Origin of the sequence: Metasolibacillus fluoroglycofenilyticus (assembly GCF_003049645.1) — a bacterium.
Taxonomy (GTDB): domain Bacteria; phylum Bacillota; class Bacilli; order Bacillales_A; family Planococcaceae; genus Metasolibacillus; species Metasolibacillus fluoroglycofenilyticus.
The window spans coordinates 380,936-398,347 of sequence record NZ_PYWK01000001.1; the positions used below are offsets into that span (position 1 = coordinate 380,936).

20 protein-coding genes are annotated in these 17,412 nt (G+C 38.8%); 19 read left to right on the plus strand and 1 reads right to left on the minus strand.

The window, feature by feature from the left end; all coding sequences use genetic code 11:
* Positions 1 to 209: 209 nt before the first annotated feature.
* From atpF to C9J36_RS01785, 18 genes are all read left to right on the plus strand, one after another.
* Positions 210 to 728 carry a F0F1 ATP synthase subunit B gene (gene atpF, locus C9J36_RS01700; protein ID WP_107942042.1) on the plus strand — a complete coding sequence of 173 codons (519 nt, stop codon included), beginning with the start codon at positions 210 to 212 and terminating at the stop codon, positions 726 to 728.
* On the plus strand, positions 725 to 1,255 hold the full coding sequence (locus C9J36_RS01705; protein ID WP_066168284.1) for a F0F1 ATP synthase subunit delta: 531 nt from the start codon (positions 725 to 727) through the stop codon (positions 1,253 to 1,255). Before atpF ends, C9J36_RS01705 begins: the two co-directional genes overlap by 4 nt.
* 28 nt (positions 1,256 to 1,283) lie before the next feature.
* Positions 1,284 to 2,792, plus strand: coding sequence for a F0F1 ATP synthase subunit alpha (gene atpA, locus C9J36_RS01710; RefSeq protein ID WP_066168288.1), 1,509 nt, complete (start codon positions 1,284 to 1,286; stop codon positions 2,790 to 2,792).
* Between the two features lie 100 nt (positions 2,793 to 2,892).
* Positions 2,893 to 3,750 (plus strand): ATP synthase F1 subunit gamma, encoded by an 858-nt coding sequence (gene atpG / locus C9J36_RS01715; RefSeq protein ID WP_066168291.1) that lies wholly within the window; start codon positions 2,893 to 2,895, stop codon positions 3,748 to 3,750.
* 51 nt (positions 3,751 to 3,801) lie between these two features.
* A complete protein-coding gene (atpD, locus tag C9J36_RS01720; protein WP_066168293.1) occupies positions 3,802 to 5,217 on the plus strand; it encodes a F0F1 ATP synthase subunit beta in 1,416 nt (471 codons plus the stop codon).
* A 25-nt stretch (positions 5,218 to 5,242) separates the two neighbouring features.
* The gene (locus C9J36_RS01725) at positions 5,243 to 5,650 is read left to right on the plus strand and encodes a F0F1 ATP synthase subunit epsilon (protein WP_066168295.1); all 408 of its coding nucleotides are present in this window, start codon (positions 5,243 to 5,245) and stop codon (positions 5,648 to 5,650) included.
* Between the two features lie 301 nt (positions 5,651 to 5,951).
* The gene (locus tag C9J36_RS01730; protein WP_107942043.1) at positions 5,952 to 6,194 is read left to right on the plus strand and encodes a DUF1146 family protein; all 243 of its coding nucleotides are present in this window, start codon (positions 5,952 to 5,954) and stop codon (positions 6,192 to 6,194) included.
* Between the two features lie 497 nt (positions 6,195 to 6,691).
* Positions 6,692 to 8,002 (plus strand): UDP-N-acetylglucosamine 1-carboxyvinyltransferase, encoded by a 1,311-nt coding sequence (gene murA / locus C9J36_RS01735; RefSeq protein ID WP_107942044.1) that lies wholly within the window; start codon positions 6,692 to 6,694, stop codon positions 8,000 to 8,002.
* A 99-nt stretch (positions 8,003 to 8,101) separates the two neighbouring features.
* Positions 8,102 to 8,989, plus strand: coding sequence for a stage II sporulation protein D (gene spoIID, locus C9J36_RS01740; RefSeq protein ID WP_107942045.1), 888 nt, complete (start codon positions 8,102 to 8,104; stop codon positions 8,987 to 8,989).
* Between the two features lie 56 nt (positions 8,990 to 9,045).
* On the plus strand, positions 9,046 to 9,711 hold the full coding sequence (locus C9J36_RS01745; RefSeq protein ID WP_066168303.1) for a M23 family metallopeptidase: 666 nt from the start codon (positions 9,046 to 9,048) through the stop codon (positions 9,709 to 9,711).
* Positions 9,712 to 9,802: 91 nt separating this feature from the next.
* Positions 9,803 to 10,069, plus strand: a complete 267-nt coding sequence (locus C9J36_RS01750) for a sporulation transcriptional regulator SpoIIID (RefSeq protein ID WP_066168305.1) — start codon at positions 9,803 to 9,805, stop codon at positions 10,067 to 10,069.
* Positions 10,070 to 10,565: 496 nt separating this feature from the next.
* Entirely contained in the window at positions 10,566 to 11,567 is a 1,002-nt protein-coding gene (gene mreB / locus C9J36_RS01755) for a rod shape-determining protein (RefSeq protein WP_066168307.1), read from the plus strand.
* Positions 11,568 to 11,713: 146 nt separating this feature from the next.
* Entirely contained in the window at positions 11,714 to 12,553 is an 840-nt protein-coding gene (locus C9J36_RS01760) for a flagellar hook-basal body protein (protein ID WP_107942046.1), read from the plus strand.
* 15 nt (positions 12,554 to 12,568) lie between these two features.
* Positions 12,569 to 13,405 (plus strand): flagellar hook-basal body protein, encoded by an 837-nt coding sequence (locus C9J36_RS01765; RefSeq protein WP_107942047.1) that lies wholly within the window; start codon positions 12,569 to 12,571, stop codon positions 13,403 to 13,405.
* 19 nt (positions 13,406 to 13,424) lie between these two features.
* The gene (locus C9J36_RS01770; RefSeq protein ID WP_066168314.1) at positions 13,425 to 13,703 is read left to right on the plus strand and encodes a DNA-directed RNA polymerase subunit beta; all 279 of its coding nucleotides are present in this window, start codon (positions 13,425 to 13,427) and stop codon (positions 13,701 to 13,703) included.
* Between the two features lie 258 nt (positions 13,704 to 13,961).
* Complete coding sequence (fabZ, locus tag C9J36_RS01775) at positions 13,962 to 14,399, plus strand: 3-hydroxyacyl-ACP dehydratase FabZ (protein ID WP_066168316.1); 438 nt, start codon at positions 13,962 to 13,964, stop codon at positions 14,397 to 14,399.
* Positions 14,400 to 14,736: 337 nt separating this feature from the next.
* Positions 14,737 to 15,120, plus strand: a complete 384-nt coding sequence (locus tag C9J36_RS01780; protein WP_066168318.1) for a hypothetical protein — start codon at positions 14,737 to 14,739, stop codon at positions 15,118 to 15,120.
* A gap of 97 nt (positions 15,121 to 15,217) precedes the next feature.
* The gene (locus tag C9J36_RS01785) at positions 15,218 to 15,577 is read left to right on the plus strand and encodes a hypothetical protein (RefSeq protein WP_066168321.1); all 360 of its coding nucleotides are present in this window, start codon (positions 15,218 to 15,220) and stop codon (positions 15,575 to 15,577) included.
* A 518-nt stretch (positions 15,578 to 16,095) separates the two neighbouring features.
* Here C9J36_RS01785 and C9J36_RS01790 read toward each other — a convergent pair.
* Positions 16,096 to 16,524 carry a YwpF family protein gene (locus C9J36_RS01790; RefSeq protein WP_107942048.1) on the minus strand — a complete coding sequence of 143 codons (429 nt, stop codon included), beginning with the start codon at positions 16,522 to 16,524 and terminating at the stop codon, positions 16,096 to 16,098.
* 307 nt (positions 16,525 to 16,831) lie between these two features.
* Between C9J36_RS01790 and C9J36_RS01795 the strand changes: the two genes are divergently transcribed.
* Positions 16,832 to 17,251, plus strand: a complete 420-nt coding sequence (locus C9J36_RS01795) for a single-stranded DNA-binding protein (protein ID WP_107942049.1) — start codon at positions 16,832 to 16,834, stop codon at positions 17,249 to 17,251.
* The last annotated feature ends 161 nt before the right edge of the window (positions 17,252 to 17,412 follow it).

Sequence of the window (17,412 nt, forward strand, 5' to 3'; positions counted from 1 at the left end):
AACTCTAGTCTATATAAGCGGTGAGATAAATGTTTTATTGACAAAGGGTATTTAAACACTTGCTGAATCAAGATGAAGCCTTCGGCAGATGTCACAGATTTTGAAAAGGAGCTTTTCGAGCTCACTCGGCAAAATCTGGGCACAATGATGTCGAGGTGTCATTGATACTTATAGATTTTGAACAAGCTCTTGAAGGGAGTGAACCAATCGTGTTATTAAATGATCTTGTATTAGGTGCAGCTGGCGGTTTTAACGGCGGTGACATCCTTGCAACATTAGCAACATTTGTAATTTTAATGCTTCTTTTGAAAAAATTTGCGTGGGGTCCATTAATGGGCATTATGCAACAACGTGAGGAGCTTGTTGCAAGCGAAATCGATGCAGCAGAAAAAGCGCGCAAAGAAACGCACCAATTATTAGAAGAACAAAAAAGCCTTCTTAAAGAAGCTCGTACAGAAGCACAAGCAATCGTAGAAGGTGCAAAAAAACAAGGCGATGTACAGCGTGAGGAAATTATTTCAACAGCGCGTGCAGAAGCAGCTCGTTTAAAAGATGCAGCAGTGCGTGAAATCGAAAACGAAAAAGAAAAAGCGATCGCAGCAGTGCGTGAAGAAGTTGTATCACTATCAGTTCTTGCAGCATCTAAAGTGCTTGGCAAAGAGATTTCTGAAGAGGACAACAGCGCATTAATTAAAGAGACGATTGCGAAGGCAGGCGAAGCGAAATGAGTCAAGTAGCGAAACGTTACGCTGAAGCATTGTTTCAATTAGCAAGCAAAGAGCAAAGTATTGCAGAAGTAAGTGCAGATTTAAAGGAATTCACAGCGGCAATCGAAGCAACACCAGCTTTATTAGAGCTATTAAAAGCACCTAAAATTTCTTCTGCAAAGAAAAAAGCAATGCTATCTGAAATTTTAGCGAACGCTAATTCATCAGTATTAAACACAGTTCAATTATTAGTGGATAAACAACGCATCAATGATATCGTGACGATTGCAAAAGAGTTTCAAAATCTTGCAACTGCAGCACAAGGTGCAGTTGAGGCGACAGTTTATTCAACACGTGCTTTAACCGAAGCTGAAAATGCAGAGATTTCTGCTGCATTTGCAACGCTAGTAGGTAAAAGTAAGCTAGACATTAAAAACATTATTGAACCATCTATTCTTGGTGGTATTCGTGTACAAATCGGCAACTATATTTATGACAGCACAATCGCTTCTAAGCTAGAAGGTTTAAAGCGTACATTAGTTGTTTAATTTTAAGAAATGTGAGAGGTGAACATACATGGGCATCAAAGCTGAAGAAATCAGCAGTCTGATTAAACAACAGATTGAAAACTACCAATCTGAATTACAAGTAAGCGAAGTAGGTACAGTTATCCGCGTTGGTGACGGTATCGCTCTTGCTCATGGCCTCGACAACGTCATGGCTGGAGAGCTTTTAGAGTTCTCTAACGGTGTTATGGGTATGGCACAAAACCTAGAAGAAGGTAATGTAGGTATTATTATTTTAGGTGAGTACCTTGGCATTAAAGAAGGCGATGAAGTTCGTCGTACAGGTCGTATTATGAGCGTTCCAGTTGGTGAAGAACTAATTGGTCGTGTTGTAAACCCATTAGGTCAACCAGTGGATGGTCTAGGTCCAATCAACACAACAAAAACTCGTCCAATTGAAAGCCCAGCTTTCGGTGTAATGGCACGTAAATCTGTACATGAGCCATTACAAACAGGTATTAAAGCGATTGACGCATTAGTTCCAATTGGTCGTGGTCAACGTGAGTTAATTATCGGTGACCGTCAAACAGGTAAAACATCTGTAGCGATTGATACAATCTTAAACCAAACTGGTGAAAACATGATTTGTATCTATGTTGCAATCGGTCAAAAAGAATCTACAGTGCGTAGCGTAGTTGAAACATTACGTAAAAACGGTGCTTTAGATTATACAATCGTAGTAACAGCTTCTTCTTCTCAACCATCACCATTATTGTTCTTAGCACCATTCGCTGGTGTAGCAATGGCAGAAGAATTTATGTTACAAGGTAAACACGTATTAGTAGTATATGATGACTTATCGAAGCAAGCGTCTGCTTACCGTGAGCTGTCATTATTATTACGTCGTCCTCCAGGTCGTGAAGCTTACCCTGGTGACGTATTCTACTTACACAGCCGTCTACTTGAGCGTGCTGCGAAGTTAAACGAAACTTACCAAAACGGTTCGATTACGGCATTGCCATTCGTAGAAACACAAGCTGGAGACATTTCAGCTTACATTCCAACAAACGTAATTTCGATTACAGATGGTCAAATTTTCTTACAATCTGACTTATTCAACTCAGGTGTACGACCAGCAATTAACGCAGGTTTATCTGTATCACGTGTAGGTGGTTCAGCACAAATCAAAGCGATGAAAAAAGTTGCCGGTACATTACGTCTTGATTTAGCTGCTTTCCGTGAATTAGAATCATTCGCTCAGTTTGGTTCTGACCTAGATAAAGCAACTTTAGCTAAATTAGAGCGTGGTAAACGTACAGTTGAAGTTTTAAAACAAGACTTAAACAAACCATTAAAAGTTGAAAAACAAGTTGTTATTTTATATGCATTAACTCGTGGTTTCTTAGACGATATTCCAGTAGGGGACATCACTCGTTTTGAGGCTGAATTCTTAAGCTGGTTAGATACAAACCACACAGCTGTATTAGATCATATCCGTACAACAAAAGATATTCCAGCTGATGCAGACCTTACTGAAGCAATCAATGCATTCAAAAAGACTTTTGCTAAATCAGAATAATCTTTAGTTAGATAACTTCTCGTACCTCCGCAGGCAGTAGCTTGCGGATGATATGAGAAGATAGGATTGTGACTAAATAACAGAAGGTGGTGAAATACCAGTGGTAAACTTACGCGAAATTAAAGGTCGTATTAACTCTACAAAGAGCACGCAAAAAATCACAAAAGCAATGCAGATGGTTTCATCATCGAAACTACGTCGTGCAGAGCAAAATGCAAAAGCATACGTTCCTTACATGGAAAAAATTCAAGACGTAGTAGGCGCTATCGCTGCAGGTACGAAAGACAGTGGACACCCAATGTTAACTGCTCGCCCTGTTAAGAAAACAGCTTACTTAGTAATTGGTTCTGACCGTGGTTTAGCAGGTGCTTACAACTCAAGCATTCTGCGTCAAGTTCAACGTACAATTAACGAGCGTCATAAATCCAAAGACGAATACGTTGTCTTTGCATTAGGTCGTGTAGCGCGTGATTACTTTGTTAAACGTGATCATAATGTTATTAGTAGTGTTGTTGCTCTTCCTGACCAACCAACATTTGCTGATATTAAAGAAATCGCTCGTAATGCTGTTGGTATGTTCATTGATGGTGCATATGATGAACTTTATATGTACTATAACCACTTCGAAAGTGCTATTTCTCAAGTAGTGACGGAGAAAAAGGTTCTTCCGTTGACTGATATTGCCACTTCAACATCAAGCGCTGCGTATGAATTCGAGCCATCTGGTGAAGCAATTCTAGAAGTTTTACTTCCACAATATGCAGAAAGCTTAATTTACGGTGCTTTATTAGACGGAAAAGCAAGTGAACATGCTTCACGTATGACGGCAATGCGTAGTGCAACAGATAACGCATCTGATTTAATCGATGGTCTATCATTGCAATACAACCGTGCGCGTCAAGCAGCTATTACACAAGAAATTACAGAAATCGTTGGTGGAGCTGCGGCTTTAGAATAAGCTGCAACTCACGCTAACTTCGTATAAGAATACGATAGGAGGGTACACAACATGAACAAAGGACAAGTTCTACAAGTAATGGGTCCGGTAGTAGACGTTAAATTCGAAAACGGCCATTTACCAGCAATCTATAACAACCTAACTGTTAAGATTGAACGTCCAAATGAAGAGCCTACTACTTTAGCTCTTGAAGTTGCAATCCACTTAGGTGACGATGTTGTTCGTACAATTGCGATGTCATCTACAGATGGTTTACAACGTGGAGCAGAAGTAACAGACTCAGGGAAAGCTATTTCAGTACCAGTTGGTGAAGTGACACTGGGACGTGTATTTAACGTACTTGGTGAAGTAATCGACTTAGGTGAAGAAATTCCAGAATCAGCTCGCCGTGACTCAATCCACCGCGAAGCGCCAAAATTTGATGAATTATCTACAACAGTTGAAATCCTAGAAACAGGTATCAAAGTAGTAGACTTATTAGCACCGTATATTAAAGGCGGTAAAATCGGTCTATTCGGTGGTGCCGGCGTAGGTAAAACTGTATTAATCCAAGAATTAATCAACAACATCGCACAAGAGCACAGCGGTATTTCTGTATTCGCGGGTGTAGGTGAGCGTACACGTGAAGGTAACGACTTATTCCACGAGATGACTGACTCTGGTGTTATTAAGCAAACTGCGATGGTATTTGGTCAAATGAATGAGCCACCTGGTGCACGTATGCGTGTAGCATTAACAGGCTTAACAATGGCTGAGTATTTCCGTGATGAACAAGGTCAAGACGTACTTTTATTCATCGACAACATTTTCCGTTTCACACAAGCAGGTTCTGAGGTTTCTGCCCTATTAGGTCGTATGCCTTCTGCGGTAGGTTACCAACCAACACTTGCTACAGAAATGGGTAAATTACAAGAGCGTATCACATCGACAACAAAAGGTTCTGTAACTTCGATTCAAGCGATTTACGTACCAGCCGATGACTATACTGACCCAGCTCCAGCAACAACTTTCGCTCACTTAGATGCAACAACAAACTTAGAGCGTAAATTATCTGAGATGGGTATTTATCCAGCGGTTGACCCATTAGCATCAACTTCTCGTGCATTATCACCAGAAATCGTTGGTGAAGAGCACTATGCAATTGCTACTGGTGTTCAACGTACAATTCAACGTTACCGTGAGTTACAAGATATCATCGCTATCTTAGGTATGGACGAGTTATCTGATGAAGATAAGCAAACAGTAGAGCGCGCGCGTCGCATTCAATTCTTCTTATCTCAAAACTTCCACGTTGCGGAGCAATTTACTGGTCAAGCAGGTTCTTACGTGCCTGTTAAAGAAACTGTTCGCTCATTTAAAGAAATACTTGATGGCAAATGGGATCACTTACCAGAGGATGCTTTCCGTTTAGTAGGTAGCATTGAAGAAGTAGTAGAAAAAGCAAAAGGCATGGGCGTAGAGGTTTAATTCTAACGGCGAGGAGGAAAATAATATGAAGACAGTAACAGTCAGTATTGTCACTCCCGACGGTCCAGCATACGATTCTGAAGTAACAATGGTAGTTGCTAAAACAGTTTCAGGGGAAATTGGTGTACTTCCAGGCCATATTCCTATGGTTGCGCCTCTTGCAATTAGTGCTGTAAAGCTTAAAAAACAAGATGGTTCAACTGATTTTGTAGCTGTAAGTGGCGGCTTCATCGAAATTCGTCCTGAAAAAGTATCAATTTTAGCTCCTTCCGCAGAGGCAGCAGCTTCAATTGATTTAGCTCGTGCAAAGGAAGCCTTAAACCGAGCAGAAGGTCGTTTAGAAGGCAAAAAAGATGACATTGATTTCAAACGTGCTGAATTAGCGCTAAAACGTGCGTTGAATCGTATCAACGTTCATGAGGGTAACATCTAATTTTAATAAAGACTGTTTGGAAAGCACGCTTTCCAAACAGTCTTTTTAAATAAATGACAGTAAGTTGAAGGAAACACTAAAATATGCCATGAGACGCCAATAGAGTAAGGGAATTCGCCAATAGAATTGGAAAAAGTGCCAATAGAACAATAAAGCAGCAAGAGAATCAGAAAAAACTCCAAAAATTGATTAGAATCTCGATAAAATGAAAATAAATGCTAAATCAAGAGAAAATTAATAAATATCTAGTGCTTCAATTTATATTTAAAGCAACTTTTTTCACAAGGGAGTGTAAAAGAAGATGGACTTTTATACGGAAATAGGACAACAGGCACTTTTCGGTCTAGCCTCGCATATTTTTTTCATTGCTGTGGCATTCTATGCATTACAAGCATTTCGTTTTGACCAACTGTTCAAAAAAGGTAGAACATTCCAAATTCAACTCATCTATATTTTATTCAGCATCGTCATTGGCTCAGCCGTTTCCAATTTCTTCATTAGTTTCTCTCAATGGTCAAGAAGTTTAGTCTATATTTTCCAATAAAATACATTATATAGCTTGTAGGGGAAAGCAATTAATTGCTTTTCGCTACAAAGTATATATTTCCTGGGCAATCAAAAATGTTTAACATATCGAATTTTGGTGTATAAAACTAACAGCGTGAAAGATTAATACTGATTTCACATGGCAAGTAAGAAATAAATGCCTCTTTTGCACTTACCCTCAAGCTGACTTTACAAATGAAGATGGCAAATTTTGAAATAGCACTTTTCGAGTTAATTCGAGAAAACAGACGCAGTAGCAGAAAAATATAGGGAAAAGGCGTCTGGAAAGTATCCCGCTTTCGATTCACCAACTATACATACAGTGCGTAATATGTAGTATGAACAATAAAGTCAAAATTCGACACAAAATAGTGAATAAGATGCTTGATAAAGTTGGGTTATAGCTGTATTATTAGCAGTGTTTGGATAAAAAAGATTAATGAACTTTTAAATAAAATAGCAAGTTTACGAGAATGGGATTCGGAGGGACGAATTGTGGAGAAAATTATCGTTATGGGTGGTCAGACTTTACAAGGTAGCGTAAAAGTTGAAGGCGCAAAAAACGCTGTATTACCTATTTTAGCAGCATCTTTATTAGCTTCTGAAGGAAAAAACATTATTAAAGACGTTCCAGCTTTAGCTGATGTATATACAATTGGTGAAGTATTAAAAAGCTTAAATGCAGATGTACAATATAATGTAAATAACAATGAGATTGTAATTGATGCGGCTCGTGATTTGTCGAGTGAGGCACAGTTTGAATTTGTTAGTAAAATGCGCGCATCTATTTTAGTTATGGGTTCACTACTTGCGCGTAATCGCTTTGCACGTGTTGCTCTACCAGGTGGCTGTGCAATTGGCTCTCGTCCAATTGAGCTGCATTTAAAAGGCTTTGAAGCGATGGGAGCTGAGATTTCTTTTGGACATGGCTATGTGGAGGCACGTGCTGAGAAATTAAAGGGAGCTGAAATTTATTTAGATTTCCCGAGCGTTGGGGCTACAGAAAATATTATGACAGCAGCAGCTTTAGCGGAAGGCACGACAATTATCGAAAATGCTGCAAAAGAGCCTGAAATTGTAGATTTAGCGAATTTTATTAATGCAATGGGTGGCCGCGTGACTGGTGCAGGAACAGCTACAATCCGTATTGAAGGTGTCGAAAAGCTCCAAGGTATTACGCATTATGTTATTCCTGATCGTATCGAGGCGGGTACATTTATGGTAGCGGCAGCTATTACACGTGGTGATGTAATTATCGAAAACGCGATACCAGAGCATATGACGGCTTTAATCGCTAAAATGCGCGAAATGGGCGTAGACATTACAGAGCAAGAAAATGGATTACGTGTGCGAGCAACGGGTGAATTAAAGGCAGTGGATATTAAAACAATGCCACATCCAGGCTTCCCAACAGATATGCAATCACAAATGATGGCATTAATGTTATCGGCTGAGGGCACAAGCATTATTACAGAAACCGTATTTGAAAATCGTTTTATGCATGTCGAAGAATTCCGTCGAATGAATGCTATGGCTAAAATTGAAGGACGCTCTGTCTTTGTCGAAGGCAATAGCGCATTACAAGGAGCCGAAGTGGCAGCAACTGATTTACGTGCTGCAGCATCACTTATTTTAGCCGGCTTGGTATCAGAAGGCGTAACGCGTGTAACTGCTTTACATCATTTAGATCGCGGCTATGTGAAATTCCATGAAAAGCTGGCAGCGTTAGGGGCAAATATCGAACGAGTAACAGAAGGCGAAGCAAGCGTTGTACAACAGGACAATACAGAACAAGTAATAGCATAATGAAAAAGCGGCTGTCGGGAAAGTAGGGTATCAATTCCATTCTCGATGGCCTTTTGTAATTAGATAAATAAATTTTTAAAAAGCTACATACAATGGCGTATGAAAAAAAACATCATTATTATCATCATTGCCATCTGCTTTCTTTTTACTGTGCCGCTACTTTATTACAAGAAACAAAAGCCAGCACTACCAGAGCCCTGTGAAATTTTTATAACAGTTGAAGGCGAAGCACAGAGCATCCCATTAGAGCAGTATTTAATCGGTGTTGTTGCTGCAGAAATGCCAGCTAGCTTTCATCCTATTGCATTGCAGGCTCAGACCATCGCTGCGCGCACTTATGTCATACGTAATACAAATTACGGACAAAAACCGATTAAGCCGACAACGACGCATCAAGTTTTTATTAACGAGAAGGCACGACAGCAAAAATGGTTAACAGCCTTTGCACAGTATGAACGAAAAATTTCAGACGCGGTGCAGGCTACAGCGGGTCAAATTATACTGTATAATGAAGAACCAATTTCTGCGATGTTTCATGCTTCATCAAATGGAGTTACAGAGTCAGCGGAAAATTATAGTGGACATGACCTACCTTATTTACAATCCGTAACATCGCCCGAGAAAAATAGTCAAACAATTAAAATGACTGTGGCAGAGCTAAATGACAAGCTACAAACAAACTGGACACAAGATGATTTTTTAGCATTAAAGCTTGAGCGTAATAGCTCGGGACGTGTTCAAACAGTAATAGGAAAAAAACAATTTAGCGGTCGTGATTTTAGAGAGCTTTTGCAATTGCGCTCAACGGACTTTACGCTAATAAAGGATGGCAGCGATATTGCCATTACAACAAAAGGCTATGGCCATGGCGTAGGAATGAGCCAGTATGGGGCAAATGAGTTAGCACAAAATAACGCTACAGCTGAGCAAATAATTGGTCATTATTATCCGCACACGACAATTGGCAATGTTTGTACAAAAAAATAAGCTGACGTGTTTAAAAATTGTATAGTTTGTTCACACTAGCTTCAGAGGTGATGAACATGCGAGAGGAAAAAAATTTAAAACCTTCTCCAAAAAATTTAAAACAAAAGCCATGGTTTTGGCCAGCTATTTATGCGGGTATTGCACTCGCCGTACTAGCACTTATGTTTAGCTATAATGCGCTTGTTACAGAAAAGGAAGAGCGCCTATTAACAGAAACGGTTGCTCGAGAAGAAATTCCACAACAGCAACAGCCGATAATTGAAACAAACACAGCGCAAGAAAATTTGAAATTCCCGTTTGATGAAGCATTATTAGATCAACTGACAGTGCTGCAGGATTTTTATGATTTATCGGCAGATGCAAAAACTCGTGAAAATGCCCTGCTTGTATTTAAGCAAACTTTTTCAACATCATCGGGGATGTCACTTGCCATTAATAGTGAGCCATTTGAAGTGCTTGCTGCCATGAGTGGTGTCGTAACAAAAATTAAGATGGATGCTTTCACAGGAAATAGCATTACAATTCAACATGCAAATGGCATGGAAACACGCTATAGTTCGATTACAGATATTGTTGTGAAAGAAGGCGACGAGGTTGTACAAGGGCAGCCATTAGCAACGACAATGGATAATGATTGGAATCCGACAGCAGGTATTCATTTACATTTTGAAGTGTTAGAAGATGGTGAAGCAATTAATCCACGAAAATTGCTTGCATTCTAAGTTCTAAATAGTGGCGGACGACTCATAAGGTGAAGAAACATACTACTAAGCTACGGCACATTCTTACATCCTAAGTAGAAAGGAAGGGAACGTGCACGAACATATTAGGCGTCGCTGTGTTCAGCTAGGTGAGTTGCTAATCGAAACCAAAGAAACAGTCCGCACTTTAGCTAAAATGACAGGTTATTCTAAAAGTACTGTGCACAAGGATTTAACTGAAAGGCTTGTATTAATAAATGAGCCTTTAGCACAGGAAGTAAAAAAAATTTTAGCCTATCATAAATCCGTCCGTCATTTGCGCGGTGGAGAAGCAACGAAGAAAAAATGGCAATCGAAGCAACACGAACAAAGCACCTAGATGATACTTACGTTCATCTAAGTGCTTTTTCTCTATTTCAGTGACAATTTTAGGGAATAGTTTGCCATAAAAGAGGATGTAATTACTTCCTCAATGTGATAAAATAGTCTAGATAACTAAATATATAAAGTGAAACTTCAATCAGTGGAGGTTTTCCTCAACTCCACTGATAGTTAGTTGAACCAATCGGGCTTTTACGGGCAGTTGAACTCTCACTTATCCTTAAGCTGATTTTCACTTAAGTCTTGAAGTAGGAGTCTTAATGCCCGTTAATGCGGGACAAATAAGGAATATCAGGTAAGCATATATTCAATCTAACAGCCGCCCATTCTCCCGCTAGTGAACTATTAAAGCATTATAATAAGGGGAATAGGTTAAAGAAGAAGTAGTTAAAGTAAGTTTGTTGCTTTTTGAGCCGATAAGATTGACTTAACAGCTCTTGAAAATAGAATGATGTACGTAAAGACTTGAATTGGCGGAAGGAGAAACTAAGGGAATGTTTTCGAAAGATATTGGAATTGATTTAGGGACGGCGAATGTTCTGATCCATGTGAAAGGGAAAGGCATTGTACTAAATGAGCCATCTGTAGTGGCGATGGATAAAAAGACAGGAAAAGTGTTAGCAGTTGGTGAAGAGGCGAGACAAATGGTTGGGCGTACGCCAGGTAATATCGTAGCTATTCGTCCTTTAAAAGATGGGGTAATTGCGGATTTTGATGTAACAGAGGCAATGCTACGACATTTCATAAATAAATTAAATGTGCGAGGATTTTTATCAAAGCCACGTATTTTAATTTGCTGTCCTACAAATATTACAAGTGTAGAGCAAAAAGCAATTCGTGAGGCTGCTGAGAAATCTGGCGGTAAAAAGGTCTATTTAGAAGAGGAGCCGAAAGTGGCGGCAATCGGTGCAGGAATGGATATTTTCCAGCCGAGTGGCAATATGGTAGTTGACATTGGTGGGGGTACGACAGACGTGGCTGTATTATCAATGGGAGACATCGTAACAAGTGAATCAATTAAAGTAGCAGGCGATGTATTTGACAACGACATTTTGCAATACATAAAAAAAGAATACAAGCTATTAATTGGAGAGCGCACAGCAGAGGCGGTAAAAATGACAATTGGTACAGTATTCCCAGGTAACCGTAATGAATCAATGGAAATACGTGGGCGTGATATGGTGACAGGCTTGCCACAAACGATTACAATTCATTCTACGGAAATCGAGAGAGCATTGCATGAATCGGTATCGATGATTGTACAATCGGCTAAAAATGTATTAGAAAAAACGCCACCCGAGCTATCGGCAGATATTATTGATAGAGGTGTTATTTTAACAGGTGGCGGCGCATTATTACACGGTATGGATCAATTATTGATTGAAGAGCTAAAAGTACCTGTATTTATTGCAGAGAAGCCAATGGATTGTGTAGCAATTGGCACAGGTATTATGTTGAATAATATTGACCGTTCAGCAGGTGCCACAGCAGAGTAATCGATTATTTTCGTTTAAATCGAATAACCCGATGTTGGTTACTCAATCAGTGAGTAAACGCTAATTAGTATTCAATTCAGCTTACCACTCGCTTGAAGTGAGAATTTTTTGTTGAATCATAACAACTAGTAAATGAGGTGTGTTTTATGTTCAAAGGATTTTATACAGTAGCTTCAGGTATGCTAGCACAGCAACGTCGTACTGAAATATTGACAAATAATATGGCAAACGCAAATACGCCCGGCTTTAAAGCAGACCAATCAACAATTCGTTCATTCCCAGACATGCTTCTCTCAGCAAAGGGAACAACAAATATACCGACAGAAAAAGGTTTAACTCTACAGCAGTTAAATCCAATCGGTGCATTGACAACAGGGGTATACTTACAAGAAACAATTGCTAACAATACACAAGGCTCATTACTATTAACAGATTTGCCAACAGATGTAGCACTAGTAGATATTACGCTACCAATTGATGAGGAATCCGGTAACCAAGGTGCTATTTACTTCCGTCTGCAGCATCCAGCAGGTGGAGAAGCTTATACTCGCAATGGTAACTTTACATTAGATGGACAAGGCAATTTAGTGAACGGACAAGGACTTTTTGTGTTGTCTAACATAGGCGAGCGTATTCAGCTAGCAAATGATAATATTACAATTACGGATACAGGTGCGATTTTAGATGAAAACGGCACACAAGTGGCAACGCTTGGTGTAGCGTTCTCAGCAAACCCAGATGTCTTAATGAAGCAGGATAATGGTTTATATCGTATGCTTGACGAAGGTATACTACCATCAGCATATGGACAAGCAGGTGTAACGTTTGCAACACGTCAAAGCTACTTAGAGGGCTCTAACGTAGATTCTGCGCGCTCGATGACAGATTTATTAACGGCATACCGTGCATTTGAAGCAAATCAAAAAGTTCTTCAAGCATATGACCGCAGCATGGAAAAGGCAGTAAATGAAATTGGGAAAGTGTAATGGAGGGATGATTGCATGCTACGCACAATGGTAACGGCAACAAATACATTAACACAGCTACAAACGAAATTAGATACAATTAGCAATAACCTTGCAAATAGTAGTACACATGGCTATAAAGCGAAGGACGCACAATTTTCAGAGTTGCTTTACCAGCAATATAATAACGATAAATTGGATAAAACTTTGCGCCAATCACCTGTAGGGATTCGCTATGGTGTCGGAGCACATGTATCACTAGTCCAATCAAATCAAAAGCAAGGCTCATTACAGAGTACAGGACGCGACCTTGACTTTGCATTTACGAAGGAAAATCAATATTTCAATATTTTAATGCCTGATGGTGATGGTCAGCGCACAGCATATACACGCCAAGGTGATTTTTATGTATCGCCAATGGAAAACGGACAAATGATGCTCGTAAATGCCGATGGATATCCTGTAGCAGATAGCGATGGAAATGCTATTTATTTCCCTGATTTTGCAACAGGCTTTACATTATCTCAAGATGGTCGCTTAAATGTGAATTACCCAGATGGTGATGTAATAGCAGTGGATTTAGCCGTATCGGAATTACAAAAGCCTCAAGCAATGGAGCAAATTAGTGGTACATATATTGGCTTGCCGACTAATTTAGCAGCTCTTGGCTACACGCAAGCAGATATTTTAACGGATTTACAAGGAGCGGGTCGTGCGGAAATTGGTTTGAGTATCCAAACATTGGAAATGTCGAATGTAGATATTTCGAAGGAAATGACAGACTTGATTGCTACGCAGCGCTCATATCAATTTAATTCACGCGCAGTCACACTTGCAGACCAAATGCTAGGGCTCATTAACGGTATTCGATAAGCATAAGGGAGTATAATAAATGACGAACGAATTCAATGAACAAGATGTAGCCCCCAAAAAAAGAAGAAGACGTAGTGAGGAAATTGAGGCAAAAGAAACGACGAAACGAATACGTTGGGTACAAATACGCTTAATTCCAATTTGGCTGCGAATTGTACTTGTACTAGCCCTATTAGTTGGTGCAGCAATTGGTGGTGTCATGTTTGGTTACGGCTTTCTCGGAGGCGGAGAAGCAAGCGATGCGTTAAAATGGAGTACGTGGCAACATATATTTGATATCATCGAAGGAAAAGAATAAAGTGCATTGATTTGCTAAGAAAGCCATTTCCTTTTGTTTTATTTAAGTTAAGGGAAATGTAAGCAAAACATAGCTGCAAATGGCTGTTAGATAATATAGGTGCCAACCTATTTACCTAACAGCCAAATGTCATGCATGAATTACCAAATTAGATTGGAATTTCAGCAAAATCCAGCCTAGAGTTAGTTAAGGCGTAATTAATAAATTCCTGTATAATAATTACCATACATAAGATTAAATAGGAGTGGAGGTTTTTTTATGTTAAATGCAGAACAAATTCAAGCAATTTTACCGCACCGCTACCCATTTTTATTAGTTGATCGCATTTTAGAAATTGAAGTTGGCAAGAGCGCGGTAGGTATTAAAAATGTTACGGTAAATGAAGAATTTTTTAATGGTCATTTCCCTGGCTACCCAGTAATGCCAGGTGTTCTTATTGTAGAGGCACTAGCACAAGTAGGTGGCGTTGCCTTATTAAGCTCAGATGAATTTAAAGGACGTATTGTCTTTTTAACAGGTATAGATAATTGTCGCTTTAAACGCCAAGTTGTACCAGGCGATCAATTAAAAATGGAAGTAGAATTTGTCAAGCTGCGTGGTCAAATGGGTAAAGGGCATGCCGTAGCAACAGTTGATGGTGAGTTGGTTTGTGAAACGGATATTTTATTTGCAATAGGACCAGTTCAGCCAAAGTAATTGAAAAAACCAATTTTTTCAGATAACCTAGTACTATTTGCATTTACAAAGAAAAAATTATAAGATGTATAGGTTGACTTATTTTAATTCAACATATTTTTCATGTTGCAAAAGTAAAGCGGTAAATATATAGCGTTCCCATTAGTGAATGGGCAGATTACTTAGTCAAAGAGTACGGCATTGTTGTTGAAATGACTGAGTTTGATTTAAAGGCTTTGGCGAATATTACAGATTTTGATGAGATTTCCCTCACGAACTCAAAAAATTTGGATTAAAATTAGCTAAAGTGCAATTGATTGAAAGGGTTGGCTTTTAAACGTAGGAGGTTTAAATTTTTATGTATAAAGAACTGTCTTCAGGTGTAAAAATAAGTATTACACGATCAATTTCCACATCATTTGAGCTTTATTTAGCAAGCATTGAGTGGGATGAAGATAAATTTTCAATGGAAGATTTCATGACAAGTTGGCAGCAATATTTTACAGAAAATGCGGCTTGGTTTGATAAAGTACCTCACGAAGTATTAGTAAGCGAAGAATTTCATAATGAAATTGCCAAAAAGGTAGACGAAGTAATTGCAAAAATTTTAGGAGAAGAGCCAACGAAAAAGCAAATCGACTCCATTGCTAAAATGCAAAAAAAATTAGGCACAAATTACACATTCGGCTGCAAAGCAGAGGCGGCTTATGTTGAGCAAGTGTTGAAAGAAAAATTAAAATAGAACTATAAAATTTTCGGATAGTTCCCTTCATTCCCGGGCACTCTAATAAACGATCAAGTATTGATCAGATGAGTCCATGGAAAGGAGGGAATTTCTTATGTGGAAAGGTTTGTTTGCAGCAACATTACTTGCTACGTCATTATTAGCTGGGTGTAATACAGGAGATCGTAATGCGATGAACGATAATACACCAGCAAACGAAATTCGTCGTGGGGTGGATGATGTTATTGATAATAACTATACACCACGCTACAATAACGAAATAAATAACACAGCACCTAATGGCACAGTGAATCCTGCTACTGGGGGCAATCGTAATGGCGCAGAAGTTGACCGCGTCGCGCCAAATGATGGTGTTGGCAACGATGGTCAAGTTATTGAACGTCGTGTAAATGAAGAGGACATTATCGAAGATCCAGCAGACATGCGCGATCGCAATAATTTAGACAACCGCTAAAGAAAAAGACGTCCCCCAAGCAGCGTATTGCCTGCTTGGGGGACGTTTTTAATGATATTTTATCAAAGGAATAACGAAATAAAATAAAAGAGCGTTTCTTTGAAAAGTCGTCAATTTATTCAAAAAGCCATTAATAAATCAGGGAAAGTTTCAAATATATTTGAGAAATCGAAAATATATCGAGGCAAGTCGCAGATATATTCAAGAAGTCGCAAATAAACCAAGGCAAGTCGCAAATATATTCGAGAAGTCGCAAATAAATCAAGGCAAGTCGCAAATATATACGAAAAGTCGCAAATAAACCAAGGCAAGTCGCAAATATATTCAAGAAATCGCAAATAAACCGAGGCAAGTCGCAAATATATTCAAGAAATCGCCAATAACTCAAGGCGAGTTACTAAATCCAATATTTACTCCATTCTCAAAGAAAGCCTCACTATTTTTAACAGTTGTTATTTTGATGAAACGCCATCGAAATATCCTCTAAGCAAAGCAGGATTTTTGGACGCCCATATCAATCATTGCTGTCTATTTAATTTAGGTCGCTCTTTCATATCATGCTGGAAGCGCTGTAAGAGCTCGTCATTCGATAATCCTTCTTCTAATAGCTGTTGTAATAAGAGCTCCGCATATTTTTGGCGACGCGCTTTAATTGAACCTTTTAATAACACTGACAAGCGGTCACCGATTTCAGTAATTGTGCTAACGATTAAAGAAAATGGCGCAGGCTCATTATCAGGAAAGGAGATAACGGCATGTGCGTCAAACACGCTATTATTTTCCTGTAGTGTTTTAAATATAGAATGGTACTCATTTGGAATAAACAGCTCAAGTACCCATGATTGATGACTATCCTCTAAATTAATCGTCAATCCATCAATAATGCGTATTGGTTGTATAGTATCGTCAGTTAGTAAATCAAATGCCATCAATTTAAAAGTCTTCAAACACATAGCCTCCTTCAAAGTAAATTTCGTTCACTCATTAATCGAAAAAAACTTTTCTTTCAAGTCATTAACAAAATAGTCTTTGTTTAAGTATAACATACAAAAAATGCGAAACTTAATATTTGCGCATATTCCCAATAAAGCTTTTACTGACATGGGTTAGAGCACTAAAATATGACAAAATAAATTTTAAAAAGGGTCAAAAATTTAAGTTTGGCTAGTCAAAACTATAGCAAATGTCACTTTTCAGATTTTGCTAAATTTTATTGCTGTGAGGTATATTATTGCTAACGAAGGAGGTGAATCAATGAATCAAATCGGACTTGTTGGACGTTTAACAAAAAATCCACAGTTACGACAATTATCTGATACGAAAGTACAAACAAGCTTCGTGTTAGCAATCAATCGCAATTATCGTAATAACGAAGGCAGTGTAGATGCAGATTATGTTTTGTGTGTCGCATGGGGAAGACTAGCAGAGCATATTGTGAAATATTGCGGTAAAGGTTCTTTAATTGGTATTAATGGGCGCTTACATACACGCTCTTACATTAATAAAGAAAATAACCGTATCTTTGCGATGGATGTCGTTGCTGAAGGCGTCCGATTTTATGCTTTGAAACAAAGTGTGCCGACAAGCAATGTGACTGAGGAGTCCAACGATGAAATGCGGCACGTATCGGAGCATTTCACTTTACCAGAAGATACACTGCCAATCAACCTTTAGAAACAACTGCTACAAAACTAACTTCTATCTTAAACTAAAAATGTAAAGGAGTGAAAAAAGTACCTCTTAACCGCATAGCAAATTCTAAAATTCACAACTGAATAAAATGTAGAGAACAAAAAAAGCGTCCTATCTTTTGGCGCAAAGATAGGACGCTACTA

What these genes read in the sequence shown, in the direction of transcription:
- C9J36_RS01705 (WP_066168284.1), top strand. Translation starts at nt 725, where the DNA reads ATGAGTCAAGTAGCGAAACGTTACGCTGAAGCATTGTTTCAATTAGCA.
- atpA (WP_066168288.1), top strand. Translation starts at nt 1,284, where the DNA reads ATGGGCATCAAAGCTGAAGAAATCAGCAGTCTGATTAAACAACAGATT.
- atpD (WP_066168293.1), top strand. Translation starts at nt 3,802, where the DNA reads ATGAACAAAGGACAAGTTCTACAAGTAATGGGTCCGGTAGTAGACGTT.
- C9J36_RS01725 (WP_066168295.1), top strand. Translation starts at nt 5,243, where the DNA reads ATGAAGACAGTAACAGTCAGTATTGTCACTCCCGACGGTCCAGCATAC.
- C9J36_RS01730 (WP_107942043.1), top strand. Translation starts at nt 5,952, where the DNA reads ATGGACTTTTATACGGAAATAGGACAACAGGCACTTTTCGGTCTAGCC.
- spoIID (WP_107942045.1), top strand. Translation starts at nt 8,102, where the DNA reads ATGAAAAAAAACATCATTATTATCATCATTGCCATCTGCTTTCTTTTT.
- C9J36_RS01745 (WP_066168303.1), top strand. Translation starts at nt 9,046, where the DNA reads ATGCGAGAGGAAAAAAATTTAAAACCTTCTCCAAAAAATTTAAAACAA.
- mreB (WP_066168307.1), top strand. Translation starts at nt 10,566, where the DNA reads ATGTTTTCGAAAGATATTGGAATTGATTTAGGGACGGCGAATGTTCTG.
- C9J36_RS01760 (WP_107942046.1), top strand. Translation starts at nt 11,714, where the DNA reads ATGTTCAAAGGATTTTATACAGTAGCTTCAGGTATGCTAGCACAGCAA.
- C9J36_RS01765 (WP_107942047.1), top strand. Translation starts at nt 12,569, where the DNA reads ATGCTACGCACAATGGTAACGGCAACAAATACATTAACACAGCTACAA.
- C9J36_RS01770 (WP_066168314.1), top strand. Translation starts at nt 13,425, where the DNA reads ATGACGAACGAATTCAATGAACAAGATGTAGCCCCCAAAAAAAGAAGA.
- fabZ (WP_066168316.1), top strand. Translation starts at nt 13,962, where the DNA reads ATGTTAAATGCAGAACAAATTCAAGCAATTTTACCGCACCGCTACCCA.
- C9J36_RS01780 (WP_066168318.1), top strand. Translation starts at nt 14,737, where the DNA reads ATGTATAAAGAACTGTCTTCAGGTGTAAAAATAAGTATTACACGATCA.
- C9J36_RS01785 (WP_066168321.1), top strand. Translation starts at nt 15,218, where the DNA reads ATGTGGAAAGGTTTGTTTGCAGCAACATTACTTGCTACGTCATTATTA.
- C9J36_RS01795 (WP_107942049.1), top strand. Translation starts at nt 16,832, where the DNA reads ATGAATCAAATCGGACTTGTTGGACGTTTAACAAAAAATCCACAGTTA.